This window comes from Lacisediminihabitans sp., from assembly GCF_043726815.1.
Classification (GTDB): Bacteria; Actinomycetota; Actinomycetes; order Actinomycetales; family Microbacteriaceae; genus Lacisediminihabitans.
The window spans coordinates 17,769-32,706 of record NZ_JAYSJZ010000027.1; the positions used below are offsets into that span (position 1 = coordinate 17,769).

At 71.3% G+C, this 14,938-nt stretch carries 14 protein-coding genes, 1 pseudogene and 1 riboswitch; of the genes and pseudogenes, 12 read left to right on the forward strand and 3 right to left on the reverse strand.

Annotated features, from left to right (window positions below):
* Window positions 1–77: 77 nt before the first annotated feature.
* The 8 genes from ACHZD8_RS02840 to ACHZD8_RS02875 all read left to right on the forward strand — a co-directional run bounded on the left by ACHZD8_RS02840 (window position 78) and on the right by ACHZD8_RS02875 (window position 7,780).
* A complete protein-coding gene (locus ACHZD8_RS02840) occupies window positions 78–1,583 on the forward strand; it encodes a purine-cytosine permease family protein (RefSeq protein WP_394768618.1) in 1,506 nt (501 codons plus the stop codon).
* On the forward strand, window positions 1,580–2,149 hold the full coding sequence (locus ACHZD8_RS02845; RefSeq protein ID WP_394768619.1) for a cysteine hydrolase family protein: 570 nt from the start codon (window positions 1,580–1,582) through the stop codon (window positions 2,147–2,149). Before ACHZD8_RS02840 ends, ACHZD8_RS02845 begins: the two co-directional genes overlap by 4 nt.
* Complete coding sequence (locus ACHZD8_RS02850; RefSeq protein WP_394768620.1) at window positions 2,146–2,862, forward strand: GntR family transcriptional regulator; 717 nt, start codon at window positions 2,146–2,148, stop codon at window positions 2,860–2,862. Before ACHZD8_RS02845 ends, ACHZD8_RS02850 begins: the two co-directional genes overlap by 4 nt.
* 1 nt (window position 2,863) lies before the next feature.
* On the forward strand, window positions 2,864–3,856 hold the full coding sequence (locus ACHZD8_RS02855) for an ADP-ribosylglycohydrolase family protein (RefSeq protein WP_394768621.1): 993 nt from the start codon (window positions 2,864–2,866) through the stop codon (window positions 3,854–3,856).
* Window positions 3,853–4,779, forward strand: a complete 927-nt coding sequence (locus tag ACHZD8_RS02860) for a PfkB family carbohydrate kinase (RefSeq protein WP_394768622.1) — start codon at window positions 3,853–3,855, stop codon at window positions 4,777–4,779. The genes ACHZD8_RS02855 and ACHZD8_RS02860 overlap by 4 nt, the downstream gene beginning before the upstream one ends.
* 22 nt (window positions 4,780–4,801) lie before the next feature.
* Window positions 4,802–4,884, forward strand: a riboswitch (ZMP/ZTP riboswitch).
* A 42-nt stretch (window positions 4,885–4,926) separates the two neighbouring features.
* On the forward strand, window positions 4,927–6,243 hold the full coding sequence (gene glyA, locus ACHZD8_RS02865; RefSeq protein WP_147781730.1) for a serine hydroxymethyltransferase: 1,317 nt from the start codon (window positions 4,927–4,929) through the stop codon (window positions 6,241–6,243).
* Window positions 6,240–7,115 carry a bifunctional methylenetetrahydrofolate dehydrogenase/methenyltetrahydrofolate cyclohydrolase gene (locus ACHZD8_RS02870; RefSeq protein WP_394768623.1) on the forward strand — a complete coding sequence of 292 codons (876 nt, stop codon included), beginning with the start codon at window positions 6,240–6,242 and terminating at the stop codon, window positions 7,113–7,115. Before glyA ends, ACHZD8_RS02870 begins: the two co-directional genes overlap by 4 nt.
* The gene (locus ACHZD8_RS02875; RefSeq protein ID WP_394768624.1) at window positions 7,112–7,780 is read left to right on the forward strand and encodes a pyridoxamine 5'-phosphate oxidase family protein; all 669 of its coding nucleotides are present in this window, start codon (window positions 7,112–7,114) and stop codon (window positions 7,778–7,780) included. Before ACHZD8_RS02870 ends, ACHZD8_RS02875 begins: the two co-directional genes overlap by 4 nt.
* Here ACHZD8_RS02875 and ACHZD8_RS02880 read toward each other — a convergent pair.
* The 3 genes from ACHZD8_RS02880 to galT are packed head-to-tail and all read right to left on the reverse strand — an operon-like array spanning window position 7,765 to window position 10,820.
* Complete coding sequence (locus ACHZD8_RS02880) at window positions 7,765–8,517, reverse strand: hypothetical protein (RefSeq protein WP_394768625.1); 753 nt, start codon at window positions 8,515–8,517, stop codon at window positions 7,765–7,767. The two genes, ACHZD8_RS02875 and ACHZD8_RS02880, sit on opposite strands and share 16 nt — an antisense overlap.
* Before the next feature lie 36 nt (window positions 8,518–8,553).
* Window positions 8,554–9,714 carry a galactokinase gene (gene galK / locus ACHZD8_RS02885; protein ID WP_394768626.1) on the reverse strand — a complete coding sequence of 387 codons (1,161 nt, stop codon included), beginning with the start codon at window positions 9,712–9,714 and terminating at the stop codon, window positions 8,554–8,556.
* Window positions 9,711–10,820, reverse strand: a complete 1,110-nt coding sequence (galT, locus tag ACHZD8_RS02890) for a galactose-1-phosphate uridylyltransferase (RefSeq protein WP_394768627.1) — start codon at window positions 10,818–10,820, stop codon at window positions 9,711–9,713. Before galT ends, galK begins: the two co-directional genes overlap by 4 nt.
* A gap of 83 nt (window positions 10,821–10,903) precedes the next feature.
* Between galT and ACHZD8_RS02895 the strand changes: the two genes are divergently transcribed.
* The 4 genes and pseudogenes from ACHZD8_RS02895 (at window position 10,904) to msrA (ending at window position 14,891) form a co-directional block, all read left to right on the forward strand.
* A complete protein-coding gene (locus ACHZD8_RS02895; protein ID WP_394768628.1) occupies window positions 10,904–11,713 on the forward strand; it encodes a DeoR/GlpR family DNA-binding transcription regulator in 810 nt (269 codons plus the stop codon).
* 35 nt (window positions 11,714–11,748) lie between these two features.
* On the forward strand, window positions 11,749–12,702 hold the full coding sequence (locus ACHZD8_RS02900; RefSeq protein ID WP_394768629.1) for an aldose 1-epimerase family protein: 954 nt from the start codon (window positions 11,749–11,751) through the stop codon (window positions 12,700–12,702).
* A 192-nt stretch (window positions 12,703–12,894) separates the two neighbouring features.
* Window positions 12,895–13,980, forward strand: coding sequence for a VIT1/CCC1 transporter family protein (locus ACHZD8_RS02905; protein WP_394768630.1), 1,086 nt, complete (start codon window positions 12,895–12,897; stop codon window positions 13,978–13,980).
* 392 nt (window positions 13,981–14,372) lie between these two features.
* A pseudogene (gene msrA, locus ACHZD8_RS02910) lies at window positions 14,373–14,891 on the forward strand (peptide-methionine (S)-S-oxide reductase MsrA).
* Window positions 14,892–14,938: the final 47 nt, after the last annotated feature.

A 14,938-nucleotide genomic window follows, 5' to 3' on the forward strand; every position in this document is an offset into this window, starting at 1 on the left:
CCGTTGACACCCGGCGGAGGCGAGGACTAGCTTGTGCTGAACAGGTCTGAACAGGTGCATTCGAGAGAGGTCGGGTCGTGGCCACAACCGCAAGCGAGGGCATCACGTCCTCGGGCAGGGACGCCCTGAGCGTCGAACTCAACGGCATCAACACCATCGCGGAGAGCGAGCGCAAAGGCGCTCCGCGCAGCCTCTTCTGGCCGTGGTTCGCGGCGAACGTGTCCGTGCTGGGGATCGGCTACGGGTCGTTCATCCTCGGCTTCGGCATCTCCTTCTGGCAGGCGACCCTCGTCGGCGTGATCGGGATCGTCGTGTCCTTCCTGCTCTGCGGCATCATCGCCCTCGCCGGCAAGCGCGGTTCAGCTCCCACCATGATCCTCAGCCGCGCCAGCTTCGGAGTGCGCGGCAACGCCCTTCCCTCGGTGATCTCGTGGGTGCTCACCGTGGGCTGGGAGACGGCGCTCACGGCGCTCGCCGTGCTCGCCACCTCCACCGTGTTTCGGGAGCTCGGCTGGCAGGGCGGCGTCGCCACCCAGATCGTGGCCCTCGTGGTGGTCGCCGGCCTGATCGTCGTGGCCGGGGTGATCGGCTTCGACCTCATCATGCGCCTGCAGGTGTGGATCACGATCATCACCGGCGTGCTCACCGTGGTGTACATCATCCTCGCCGTGCCGCACATCAACCTCGCCACCGTGGCGGCGCTGCCCGCCGGAGCCGGACAGGCGGTGATCGGGGCGCTCGTCTTCGTGATGACCGGATTCGGTCTCGGCTGGGTAAACGCCGCCGCCGACTACTCGCGCTACCTGCCGCGGGGCTCGCGCAGCTCCTCCGTGATCGGCTGGACGGCCTTCGGCGCCTCGGTCGCCCCGGTGATCCTCGTGGTGTTCGGCCTGCTGCTCGCCGGGTCGTCGGCGAGCCTGAGCAAGGCCATCGGCGCCGACCCGATCGGCGCCCTGACGACGATCCTGCCCACCTGGTTCCTCGTGCCGTTCGCCCTCGTGGCCGTGCTCGGCCTCGTCGGCGGGGCCGTGCTCGACATCTACTCGTCCGGCCTCGCGCTGCTGAGCGCCGGAATCAAGATCCCGCGGTTCGCCGCGGCCGGCATCGACGGGGTGGTGATGATCGCCGGCGCCATCTACGTCGTGTTCTTCGCCCCGAGCTTCATCGCGCCGTTCGAGGCGTTCCTCGTGACGCTCGGCGTGCCGATCGCGGCCTGGTGCGGGGTGCTGGTGGCCGACATCGTGCTGCGGCGCAAGGACTACTCCGAGGCTGACCTCTACGACCACCGCGGCCGGTACGGCGATGTGCGGTGGCTGTCCATCGGCCTCATCGTGGTGGGGACCGTGATCGGCTGGGGCATGATCACGAACACCTTCGGCGTGCCGGAGTGGCTCAACTGGCAGGGCTACCTGCTCGGGCCGGTCGGCCTGGGCGGCAGATCCGGGCCGTGGGCCTACGCCAACCTCGGCGTGCTGATCGCCCTGCTGATCGGATTCTTCGGAATCCTGATCTTCGGGCGCGGCGCGATCCGCCGCCAGGAGGCGCAGCCGATCGAGCAGGCACGCGTCGAGGAGCGCGCGTGACCTCGAGTGCCGAGTCGGGAGCCGCGCCGTGGCTCGTCGTGATCGACATGCAGCGGATCTTCGGCGACCCGGGGAGCGAGTGGTTCACCCCCGGCTTCCCGACGATCGAGCCGACCATCGCCCGGCTGGTCGAGCAGTTCTCGCCGCGGGTGGTCTTCACCCGTTTCGTCGCGCCCGCCGAGCCTCGGGGAGCCTGGATCCCGTACTACGAGGCGTGGCCGTTCGCGCTCGTGCCTCCCACCGATCCGCTCTATGAGCTGGCGCCGGTGTTCGCCGCGCTCGACCTGCCGACCGTGACGCGCGAGACCTTCGGCAAGTGGGGCGCGGAACTCGCGGGGATCCTGGGCGACAGCACCGAGATGGTGCTCGCCGGGGTGTCGACGGACTGCTGCGTGCTCTCGACGGCCCTCGCCGCGGCGGATGCCGGGGTGCACGTGCGCGTGGTGGAGGACGCGTGCGCCGGGCTCACCGACTTCGATCACGACCGGGCGATCGGCGCGATGGCCCTCTACACGCCGCTCATCGAGATCACCACGGCGGCGGCGATCGGCGCGGAGGGCGCGTGACCGCCGAGCGCCCGCGGCTCAAGCATGAGCAGGTGGCGCTCGTGCTCGAGACGGAGATCCGCGGCGGCAGCGTTCCCTTCGGTCGGCAGCTGCCCGGCGAGGCGGCGCTCGCCGAGCGCTTCTCGGTGAGCCGCAACACCGTGCGGGCGGCCCTCTCGGAGCTCGGCGAGGCCGGCCTGATCGCCACGCGCTCGGGCAAGGGCTCCTTCGTGACCTTCGACGGCCGGCCGCTGGACGTCAAGCTCGGCTGGGCGCGCGCCCTGAGGGAGCAGGGCGTCGACGCCCGGGTGGAGGTGCTGCGGCTCGAGCAGGTGACGGATGCCGAACTCGCCGCCGAGCTCGCCGAGAGTTCCGACCGGTTCATCCTCGTCGAACGGCTCCGCCGCGTCGCGGACGGGTCTCCCGTCTCGTACGAGCGTTCCCGCATCCCGGCCACCCCGCTCGCCGTCGCCGCGTTCGGGGCCGGCCTGGCCGACGGGTCGCTCACCCGGCTGCTGCTCGAGTCCGGACTGGTCGCCGCCCAGGGGGAGCAGTGGGTGGAGGTGCGGCGGCTGGAGGGCGAGGATGCCCGCCTCCTCGAGCGCGATCCCGGCGAGGCGTTCCTGTGGTCGCGCTGCGTCACCAGGGACTCGGGCGGCGCGCTCGTGGAGAGCGTGGAGAGCCTGCTCGACCCGGCGCACTTCAGCCTGCACTTCTCCTTCTCGGCCCGCTGACGTGCCCGCCTCCCGCGACCGCGCGCTCGCGGCACTGTACGGACTGGCGATCGGCGACGCCCTCGGGATGCCGACCCAGCTGATGAGCCGCGCGGCGGTCGCCGGGCGGTACGGTCGCCTCACCGGCTTCGAGCCGGCGGCGGCCGACCATCCGCTCGCGGCCGGACTTCCCGCCGGGTCGATCACCGACGACACCGAGCAGGCGCTGCTGCTCGCCGGGATGCTCATCGACGGCCGAGGCCGAATCGACCCGCGCGAGTTCGCGGCCGCCCTCGTGGACTGGGAGCAGGGGATGCGCGAGCGCGGCTCGCTCGACCTGCTCGGGCCGTCGACCAGTCGCGCGGTCCGGGCGGTGCTCGCCGGAGAGGCCGTCGAGCTGGCCGGCCGGTTCGGCACCACGAACGGGGCGGCCATGCGGGTGACCCCGGTCGGCATCGCCGTCGGCTCGCGCGACCTCGACCTTCTGGTCGACCGGGTGGTCGAGGCGAGCCTGGTGAGCCACAACACGGGAGTCGCGATCGCCGGGGCGGCGGCGGTCGCCGCGGCGGTGAGCGCCGGGGTCGATGGGGCGACGGTGCGCGAGGCCTTCGAGTACGCCATCGCGGCGTCGGCGATCGCACGCACGCGCGGCAACTGGGTGGCCGCCGCCGACGTCTCCCGCCGCATCCGCTGGGCCATCGGCCTCGCCGACCCGGCCGACCCCGAGCGCGGTCTCACCGACATCTCCGAGCTCGTCGGCACCAGCCTCGCGACGCAGGAGTCGGTGCCCGCCGCCTTCGGAATCCTCGCGACCTTTCCAGGCGACCCGTGGCGGGCGTGCCTCGCCGCCGCGTCGCTCGGGGGCGACAGCGACACCGTCGCCGCGATGGTCGGAGCGGTGGCGGGGGCGACCCACGGCACAGCGGGCTTCCCCGCCGAGGCGAGGGAGACTGTGGACCGGGTGAACGGCCTGAGCCTCGAGCCGGTCGTCGACGCTCTGCTGGAGCTGCGATGAGCGCGCGGCTGATCAGCGTCGGCAACGTCATCATCGACATCGCGGCGCGGGTGCCGCACCTGCCGGAGCGGGGCGGCGATGTGCTGGCCGACGCCGCGGGCGTCTCGCCGGGCGGGAGCTTCAACACCATGGTCGCCGCGGTGCGCCAGGGCCTGCCGACCGCCTACGCGGGCGGGCACGGCACCGGAGTGTTCGGCGACCGGGTGCGGGCCGAGCTCGCCGCGGCGGGGATCGACGCGCTGCTGCCGCCGACTCCCGGCCTCGACACCGGCTACGACGTGGCGCTCATCGACGCGGGAGGCGAACGCACCTTCGTCACGGTCTTCGGCGCGGAGGCCGCCCTCACCGCCACGGCGATCTCCGCGGTGCGTCCCGGCGAGCACGACCTGGTCCACGTGTCCGGCTACGGCCTGCTCGAGCGCACGAACGGCGCGGTGCTGTCGGCCTGGCTGGGCACCGTGCCGGCCGGCACCCGGGTGCTGTTCGACCCGGGACCGCTCGCCGCCGACATCCCGGACGAGGTGTGGCGGCTGGTCACCCGGCGAGCGGACTGGCTGAGCTGCAACGCGCGGGAGGCCACGATGCTCACGGGGGAGGCGGATGCCGTGGCCGCGATCCTCGCGCTGGCTGCGGTCGGCGGCCGGGCGTCGGGCACCATCGTGCGCCTCGGACCGGACGGCTGCCTGCTCTGCCTGCGCGGCGAGATCACCCACGTTGCGGGATTCCCGGTGGCGGCGGTCGACACCACCGGCGCGGGGGACGCCCACGCCGGTGCGTTCCTCGCCGCGCTCGCCGCCGGCGAGCGCCCGATGGCCGCCGCCCGTCGCGCGAACGCCTGCGCCGCCCTCGCCGTCAACCGCTCGGGACCCTCGACAGCCCCGACCCGCGCGGTGGTCGACGCGCTGCTCGAGGCGGGCGGCTGAGTGGGCCGCCTGGCTGGTAAACTGATCGGGTCGCGACTGGCGTTGAGGTGGGTAACCATCGGGGAGCGACCTTCTACGATTCGGCCGTACGCCTGGGCCGAACCGGATAGCCTTTCGTCGTCCGGTCATGTCTAAGGAGCAACGCCAGTGTCCGTTGAAAACGCAGTAACCGACAAACTTCCCACCACCTTCACGGATCCGCTCTCGAGCGTCGATCCCGAGATCGCGGCGGCCCTCGAGTCCGAGCTCGGCCGCCAGCGCGGCACGCTGGAGATGATCGCGAGCGAGAACTTCGTCGCCCGCGCGGTGCTCGAGTCCCAGGGCTCCGTGCTCACCAACAAGTACGCTGAGGGCTACCCCGGCCGCCGCTACTACGGCGGCTGCGAGTTCGTCGACATCGCAGAGAACCTCGCCCTCGAGCGCGTCAAGTCGCTCTTCGGAGCCGAGTACGCCAACGTGCAGCCCCACTCCGGTGCCACCGCCAACGCCGCGGTGCTCGCGGCGATCGCCACTCCCGGCGACACCATCCTCGGCCTCGAGCTCGCGCACGGCGGCCACCTCACCCACGGCATGAAGCTCAACTTCTCCGGCAAGCTCTACAACGCCACCGCGTACGGGGTGGACCCCGAGACCTTCCGCGTCGACATGGATGTCGTGCGCGAGAAGGCCCTCGAGCACCGGCCGACCGTGCTCATCGCCGGCTGGTCCGCCTACTCGCGCCAGCTCGACTTCGCCGCGTTCCGTGCCATCGCCGACGAGGTGGGAGCCAAGCTCTGGGTGGACATGGCCCACTTCGCCGGCCTTGTCGCGACCGGCCTTCATCCGTCGCCCGTGCCGTACGCGGATGTCGTGTCGAGCACCGCGCACAAGACCCTCGCGGGTCCCCGCTCCGGCTTCATCGTCGCCCGCGACATGGCGCTCGCGAAGAAGCTCAACTCCGCGGTGTTCCCCGGCCAGCAGGGCGGTCCGCTCATGCACGTGATCGCCGCGAAGGCGACCGCGTTCAAGCTCGCCGCCGAGCCCGAATTCAAGGACCGTCAGGAGCGCACGGTGCGCGGCGCGCAGATCCTCGCCGAGCGCCTCACCGCGCCGGACGCGACCGCGGCCGGCATCGACGTGCTCACCGGCGGCACCGACGTGCACCTCGTGCTCGTGGACCTGCGCACCTCGGCCATCCACGGACAGGACGCGGAGGACATCCTGCACTCGGTGGGCATCACCGTGAACCGCAACGCCGTGCCGTTCGACCCGCGCCCCGCCATGACGCCGTCCGGAGTGCGGATCGGCACCGCTGCGCTCGCCACTCGCGGCTTCGGCGACGAGGAGTTCGCGGAGGTCGCCGACATCATCGCGATCGCCCTCATGCCGAACCCGGATGTCGCGGCCCTCCGTGCGCGCGTGCTCGCGCTCACCGACGGCTACCCGCTCTACCCGGGCCTCACAAGCCCCGGCACCTGGGCGTGACCGCAGTCAGGATGGACGGCGTCGCGACCGCGGCCGCCGTCAAGTCGGAGCTCGTCGACCGCATCGCCGCCCTCAAGGCGCGCGGCGTGTTCCCGGGCCTCGGCACGCTCCTCGTCGGCTCGGATCCCGGCTCGCTGTCCTACGTCGCCGGAAAGCACCGGGACAGCGTCGAGCTCGGCATCGAGTCGATCCGCGTCGACCTGCCGGCCACGGCCACCGAGCACGAGGTGCGCGCCGCCATCGTCGCGCTCAACGAGAACCCGGCGGTGACCGGCTACATCATCCAGCTGCCGCTGCCCGCCGGCATCGACGAGAACGCCATGCTCGAGTTGATGGACCCGGCCAAGGACGCCGACGGACTGCACCCGATGAACCTCGGCCGGCTCGTGCTCGGTGTCTCCGGCGAGCTCGACTCGCCGCTGCCGTGCACCCCGGCTGGGCTCGTGGAGATGCTGCAGCGCTACGGCGTGCCGATCGCCGGCCAGCGCGTGGTCGTGATCGGCCGCGGGCTCACCGTCGGCCGGCCGCTCGGCCTCCTGCTCACCCGCAAGGGGCTGGACGCCACCGTGACGCTCGCGCACTCCCGCACGGTCGACCTGGCCGACGAGGTGCGCCGCGCGGACATCGTGGTTGCGGCGGTGGGAGTGCCCGGCCTCGTGAAGGCCGACTGGGTGAAGCCCGGGGCCGCCGTGCTCGACGTGGGAATCACCCGCCGGGTGAACGAGGAGACCGGCAAGGCGAAGCTCATCGGCGACGTCGACCCCGAGGTCGCCGAGGTGGCCGGCTTCCTCTCGCCCGTGCCGGGCGGGGTGGGCCCGATGACCAGGGCGATGCTCATGGCGAACGTGGTCGCGGCGGCCGAACGGCTATGAGCCACGAGGACCGCGTGACCCCGGCCAGGATGCCGGAGAAGTATCCCGGCCGGGATCGCGCGGCCCTGCACGCCCTCATCGCCGACGCTCGGGTGGGGCACGTCGCCTTCGTGGTGGACGGCCAACCGCGCGTGCTGCCGATCGCCATCGTCTCCACCGGCGACGACATCCTGCTGCACGGCTCCACAGGCTCCCGCTGGCTGCGCCTGCTCGCCACGGGCACGCCGGTCGCCCTCTCGGTGACATCGCTCGACGCCGTCGTGGTTGCCCGCTCGGCGTTCGAATCCTCGATGCACTACCGCAGCGCCGTGCTCTTCGGCGGCTGCCGTCCGGTCACCGACGACGCGAAGGTGCACGCCCTCGACCACATCACGAACGCGATAATCCCGGGCCGCGTCGGCGAAATCCGTCGGCACAGCCCGAAGGAGCTCGCGGCGACGCTCGTGCTGCGACTCGAGATGGAGGACTGGAGCCTCAAGGTGTCGGACGGCTGGCCGGAGGACGGCCCGGATGACGTGGCCGGCCCGGCCTGGGCCGGCGTGCTGCCGGTGGCCACGGGTTTCACGACCGCGCTGGCGGCCCTGGACCTTGCCGAGGGCATCCAACTTCCGCCGTCGGTGCAGAGCCTGCTCGACGGGCGCCGGTCGGGCTACTCGCCCACGTAGCCGATCTGGCACGAGGTGCCGTCCGAGTCCGGACTGGCCCAGCCGTCGATGCCGTTCACGACCGACTTGCCGAGGTCGGTGACCGTGATGGTGCAGGCCTCGATCGTGGAATTGGACTCGAAGGGCACGCTGAAGCCGTACTTGGCGTAGCGCCAGGCCTTGACGTCTGGACCCGGGTTGCCGCTCTCGAAGACCGCGACGGCGTGCACCGCGCCGGAGGACGCCCAGGTGTAACCCGAGTTGCAGGGCTGGCTCGAGTCGGCCGGGGCGACGCCCTTGCCCGTCGCGGATTGGCCGCGGTACTGGTTGCCCAGCGAGAGGGTGACCGGGTAGACGAAGACCTTGCCGCTGGAGCTCGAGGCGATGTCGATCGGCATGAGGATGCTGCCGTTGGCGGCGAGGCTGTCGTTCGTCACCGGCACGCCGGCGGTGCCCGCGCCGCAGGACGCGATGAACTCGTCCTTGAGAGGCTTCGCCGCGCTCACGCTGTATGGGAGGGGCTTGTGCGCCGTGAGGAGGATCGCAATGGTGCTGCCGTCCTTTCCTCGAACGTTCGCCGCGATGGTGAACAGCACGTCCTTCGGCCCGGCGGTCGAGCTCGCCGAGGGGGCGGCGGTCGGGGTTGCCGTCTTGCTCGCGGCGGGGGCGGTCGGCGTCGGGCCGGCGCATCCGGTGAGCAGCGCGGCGAGAAGCACGGCGCCGATGGCGATCGACGCGGTGGGGTGAAACGCTCGCACTCGTGTCTCCTAGCGGCTCGAAGAGGAGCTCGGGGGTCAGGGTTCGCGGGATGCGCCCTGCGCAGCCGTCACGACGAAGGTATCAGGCTGACCATAGCCATGTTCTGCGAAGGCGCCGTCAATAGCAACCTGGAGCCGCGAGAGGTCGTCCGCCCGCACGAGGGCGATGGCGGCCCCGCCGAAGCCGCCGCCGGTCATCCGCGCCCCGAGGGCGCCGTTCGACTGCGCCGTCTCGACCGCGAGGTCGAGCTCGGGCACGGAGATCTCGAAGTCGTCGCGCATGGACACGTGGGAGGCGTCGAGAAGGTCGCCGATCGCGGCCGGACCCTCCTCCCGCAGCGTGCGCACGGTGTCGAGCACCCGCTGGTTCTCGGTGACCACGTGCCGCATCCGGCGGAAGGTGACGTCGTCGAGGATCGCGCGCGCCCGCTCGAGGTCGTCGACGCCCACGTCGCGCAGAGACTTGACGCCGAGTTCGCGCGCACCGAGCTCGCAGGATGCCCGGCGCTCGGCGTAGCCGCCGGTGGCGTGCGAGTGGCTCACCCCGGTGTCCATGATGAGCAGCACGAGACCGGCGGCGTCGAAGCCGAGGTCCACGATCTGGGCCTCGAGGCTTCGGCAGTCGAGGAAGACCGCGCTGTCCTTCTGGCCGAGCAGCGAGGCGGACTGGTCCATGATGCCGGTGGGGGCGCCGACCACCCGGTTCTCGGCGAGCTGGCCCACGCGGGCGAGGGTCGGCCGGTCGAGGCCGAGCTGCCAGACGTCGTTGAGGGCCAGGGCGACCGCGCTCTCGATGGCGGCCGAGGACGACAGGCCGGCGCCGACCGGCACATCCGACTCGATGTAGACGTCGAAGCCGGGCACGGCGGCGAGGTCTGCGCCGTGCTGGCCGAGCGCCCAGGCGACGCCGAGCGGGTAGGCGGACCAGCCGTGCACCGTCTCGGGCGAGAGCTCACCGAGATCGATCTGCACGACCTCGTCGGCGAAGTCGCTCGCGACCCGGGCCACGCGGTCCTGCCGCAGCCCGAGCGCGATCACGGTGCGGCGGTTGATGGCGAGGGGAAGCACGAAGCCCTCGTTGTAGTCGGTGTGCTCCCCGATGAGGTTGACCCGACCCGGCGCCGACCAGAGGCCGCTCGGCTCGTAGCCGTAGAGTTCCGCAAATCCCCGGCGGACGTCGTCCCTGATGTCGGTCATGGCGTGCTGGTCCCTGCTGTCTCGATGGCGGTTCGGATGGCGCTGGCCGTCTGCTCGGGCGTCACGTCGCCGATCCATGCTCCCATGGCCGCCTCCGAGCCGGCGAGGTACTTGAGCTTGTTGGCCGCCCGGCGCGGGGAGGTCACCTGCAGCATGAGCCGGATCTCGTCCCGCTTCTCGCGCACCGGTGCCTGGTGCCAGGCGGCGATGTAGGGCGTCGGGGTGTCGTAGAGGGCGTCGATGCCGCGCAGCAGCGTGAGGTAGAGGCCGGCGAGCTCGTCGCGCTCCTCGGTGCTCGTGGCAGCGAAGTCCGGCACGTGGCGGTGGGGGAGCATGTGCACCTCGATCGGCCAGCGTGCCGCGAACGGCACGAAGGCCGTCCAGTGCTCGCCGCGCAGCACCACGCGCTCCGAGGCGCCCTCGAAGTCGAGGATGCTCTGGAACAGGTCGGGGCCGAAGCGTTCGATCGACTCGATCAGTCGCGTCGTGCGCGGGGTGACATAGGGGTAGGAGTAGATCTGGCCGTGCGGGTGGTGCAGCGTCACGCCGATCGCCTCGCCCCGGTTCTCGAACGGGAAGACCTGGGCGACGCCGGGCATGGCCGAGAGGGCGGCCGTGCGATCGGCCCACGCCTCGATCACGGTGCGCGCCCGGGAGGGGGTGAGGCTGCCGAACGAGCCCTCGTGCTCCGGGCTGAAGCAGACGACCTCGCAGCGGCCGATCGACGGCAGGGTGCGACCGAGGCCGATCGTGCGCAGGTCGTGCTCGGAGTAGCCCCCCGAGACGTCGGGGCCGAACGAGGGCGACCGGTTCTCGAAGACGGCGACGTCGTAGTTGTCCGGAATCTCCGAGGGGTTGGTCGCCGAGGCCGGCGCGAGCGGGTCCTTGTCGGCCGGCGGGAGGAAGACGCGATTCTGCCGGGCGGCGGCGATGGAGATCCATTCGCCGGTGAGCGGGTCCTGGCGCATCGTCGCCGTCTCCGGTCTCGGGTCGAGCACGCGGGCATCCGGCTTGCGGTCCGGCGCCAGGGTGGTGTCGGCGTCGTCGAAGTAGATGAGCTCGCGGCCGTCGGCTAGCCGATGCTCGCGTTTGACGATCGATGACATGGGGCCTTCTCCGGTCAGGTTTCGAAACGAAGGAAACTATACCGTCGATTGACAATAAAACGCAAGTAATCGAAGATTAGTCCATGACCGACGCGCAGCACACCCCACCGGCGGCCGCCCGGCGCGAGCAGATGCGCACCCTCATCGAGGAACGCGGCTTCGCCAGGGTCGCGCAGCTGAGCCGGCAGTTCGGCATCTCGGAGGTCACCGTGCGCGCGGACCTCGACGCGCTCGCCGACGACAACGTCGTTCAGCGCGTGCACGGGGGAGCGGTGGCCGGAACCCCGGCCAGACCCGCCGGGCTCGAGCGTCCGTTCGAACAGTCGATGCTCGCGGGCTCCGACGAGAAGGCCCGCATCGGCCGTGCGGCGGCCGCCCTGATCGAATCGGACCAGGCCGTCGTGCTCGACGTGGGCACCACCACGACGGCGATCGCCGCGGCCATGCTCGAGCGGGACGACCTGCAGAACGTGGTGGTCATCACCAACGCCCTCAACATCGCCCTGGCGCTCGAGCCCGCCATTCCCCGTTTCACGGTCGTCGTCACCGGAGGCACGCTGAGGCCGCTTCAGCACTCGCTCGTCGACCCGCTCGCCGGGGTGGTGCTCGACCGCATCCGGGCGGACATCGCCTTCATCGGCTGCAGCGGGGTGCACGTCACCGCCGGCATCACCAATGTCAACCTGCCAGAAGCCGATGTGAAGCGTCGCATGATCGCGACCGCCGCGCGCACGATCGTCGTCGCCGACAGCTCCAAGCTCGGGGTCGCCCAGCTCAGCCGAGTCGCCCCCCTGGCCGAGATCGACACGCTCATCACCGGGGACGAGGCGGATGCGGCGGTGGTGGAGACGCTGCGCGCCGCCGGCCTGCGCGTGATCCGAGCCGACCACTGATCCAGGCCGAATACGCGCCTCGCTAGGCTTGACCGGTGCACTCGCCAACAGGACTCCAGTTCGAACTCTCCTCGCCGACTCTCCACGGTGAGGCGCGCGCCGTCATCACGGAGGTCGCCGCGTCGCTGCGCAGCCTGACGATCGGCGGTGTCCACCTGACCGAGCCGTACGGCGACGACGTCGTGCCGCCGTTCGGCGACGGCATCGTGCTCGTGCCGTGGCCGAACCGCGTCGAGGACGGCCTCTGGCGGCTCGACGGTGTGGAGCAGCAGCTCGACCTCACCGAACCGGAGCGCGGCAACGCCCTGCACGGCCTCCTGCGCGACCGGCCGTACACGGTGGCGGAGCGAAGCGCCTCGTCCCTCACCCTCGCCGCCACGGTGTTCCCCACCCGCGGCTACCCCTTCCAACTCGACACCACCGTGCGCTACGAACTCGTCGACGACGGGTTGCGCGTCACCCACGGCATCACCAACGTCGGGTCGGCGACGGCACCGGTCGCGGTGGGGACGCATCCGTTCCTGCGCCTCGGCGACGTGCCCACCGACGAGCTCGTTCTCACCGTGGCCGCCGGCACGAGATTCGAGACGGATGCCAGGCTCAACCCGGTGAGCGAGAACCCGGTCGAGGGCACCGGCTTCGACCTGCGCGCCGGACGACCCGTCGCCGAGCTGCACCTCGATGACGCCTTCGGTGCCGTGACGCCCGCGGGCGAGCTGAGCCGGCACCTCCTCACGGCCACCGACGGCCGATTCGTCGAGCTCTGGCAGGACGGCGACTTCGGCTTCGTGCAGGTCTTCACCACCCGCATCTTCCCGCGGGATGTCGGCCTCGGCACTCCCGTGCTCGGCACCGCGATCGCGGTGGAACCGATGACCGCTCCGCCGAACGCGTTCAACAGCGGGCAGGGCCTGCGCTGGCTCGAACCGGGCGAGACCTGGTCGCTGTCCTGGGGAATCCGGTACTCTGGAAGGCACGAAGGGGAGTAGTTCCCCCGTCGCCCGCATTCTGGGTTGCGGGCGCGGACGTATCGACATACTGGCCGGTCACGATGACTGGCCCGGTACTCCACCCGAACGGCCGAAGTGGTCGCCAGGGCGAACGAGACCTTCGGTCAAACGGCCACGGAGCCGGGGCGCGCGTCTTCGCCTACCCGCCGTGAGCCCGACCGGAAGGATCCCGTGACCGAGACTCGACGCCCAGGCGACCCGGCACCCACCCCCGCCGAGCTGCGGCGGTGGCGCCAACACCTCGCAGACGAGCGGGCGGAAGCCGCCGTCTATCGCGACCTGGCGGCACGACGCACGGGCGAGGAGCGGGAGATCCTGCTCGCGCTCGCCGAGGCGGAGGGCCGCCACGAGGAACACTGGCGCGACCTGCTCGGCGACGACGTCGGCAAGCCGCGCAAGGGGGACATCCGCACCCGGATGCTCGGCTTCCTGGCCCGTCGGTTTGGCTCCGTCTTCGTGCTCGCCCTCGCCCAGCGCGCGGAGGCCCGATCGCCGTACGCGGGGGACTCCGACGCCACCGCGGCGATGGCCGCCGACGAACGCATCCACGGCGAGGTGCTGCGCGGCCTGGCGATGCGCGGACGCAACCGACTCTCCGGCACGTTCCGCGCGGCCGTGTTCGGCGCGAACGACGGACTCGTCAGCAACCTGGCGCTCGTGATCGGCGTGAGCGCGAGCGGCGTCGCCACGCACGTCGTGCTGCTCACCGGGGTCGCCGGGCTGCTCGCCGGCGCCCTCTCGATGGGGGCCGGGGAGTACGTGTCCGTGCGCTCCCAGCGGGAACTGCTCGAGGCATCCACCCCCGACCCGGAGAGCAACGAGGCGCTGCCGTACCTCGACGTCGACGCCAACGAGCTCGCCCTCGTCTACCGCTCGAGGGGCATGGATGCCGTGGAGGCGGATGCCCACGCGAGAGAGGTGCTGCGGGACCACAGCCTCGCCGTCGCCGGGCCGCCCCCGGCCTACCTGCACGAATCGGTCGGCACGGGGATCGGGGCCGCCGTGTCGAGCTTCTGTTTCTTCGCCTCCGGCGCGATCATCCCGGTCGTGCCCTACCTGTTCGGCCTCAGCGGGCTCACCGCCATTCTCGTGGCCTCCGCCCTCGTGGGGCTCGCCCTGCTCGGCACCGGCGCGGTCGTCGGGTTGCTCTCGGGCGCCTCGCCGCTCAAGCGGGCACTTCGTCAGCTCGCGATCGGCTTCGGGGCGGCGGCGGTCACCTATGGGCTCGGTCTGCTGTTCGGCACGAGCACGGGCTAGTTGCACTGCCAGGGCAGGTTTGATCGGGTGTGACGCCCTCGGCCGCCTGCCGGTCGCCGCGACGTCCTCCGTCGCATCCCGGTCGCCGCGACGCCGGAGGCTGAACCTAGTCGGCCCTCTGGCGGTGCCGCGCGCGTCGGTCGGGCCGTGTTCTGCAGGACGGGGCCAGGAGTCTTGGTTGCCTACGCCGCACAACCCGTCCTGCACAACTGGAGTCTGCGGGGGTGGACACCCGGGGACGGCGGACCCGTCCTGCACAACTGGAGTCTGCGGGCGGGCACCCGTGGACGGCGACCACCGGTCTCACGCCGCGATCAAAGCGCGGAACATCCTTCGCCACCCGTGCGTTATACCGGTCGTGGGCACACATTCACCGCAAAGGAGACCACACGATGACTAACACAACCGAACGCGCCATCCTCGCAGGGGGCTGTTTCTGGGGAGCGCAGCAACTGCTCCGCCGTCGGCCGGGAGTGATCTCGACGAGGGTCGGCTACTCCGGTGGCGACACCCCGAACGCGACCTACCGCAACCACGGCGACCACGCCTAGTCGGTGGAGATCGTCTTCGACCCCGCCCAGATCTCGTTCCGCGAGATTCTCGAGTTCTTCTTCCAGATCCACGACCCGTCGACCAAGAACCGCCAGGGCAACGACGTGGGGCGCAGCTACCGCTCCGCGATCTTCTACACCAGCGACGAGCAGAAGCGCGTGGCAGAGGAGACCATCGCCGACGTCGACGCGTCCGGGCTGTGGCCGGGCAAGGTCGTGACCGAGGTCACGCCGGCCGGCGACTTCTGGGAGGCGGAGGAAGACCACCAGGACTACCTGGAGAAGAACCCGTACGGCTACACCTGCCACTTCATCCGGCCCGGATGGACGCTGCCGCACCGCGAGCAGGCCGCGGTCTAGTCAGGGAGTTCGCCGACTGACGATGAGGCGGGGAGGGGAAGCGTGCT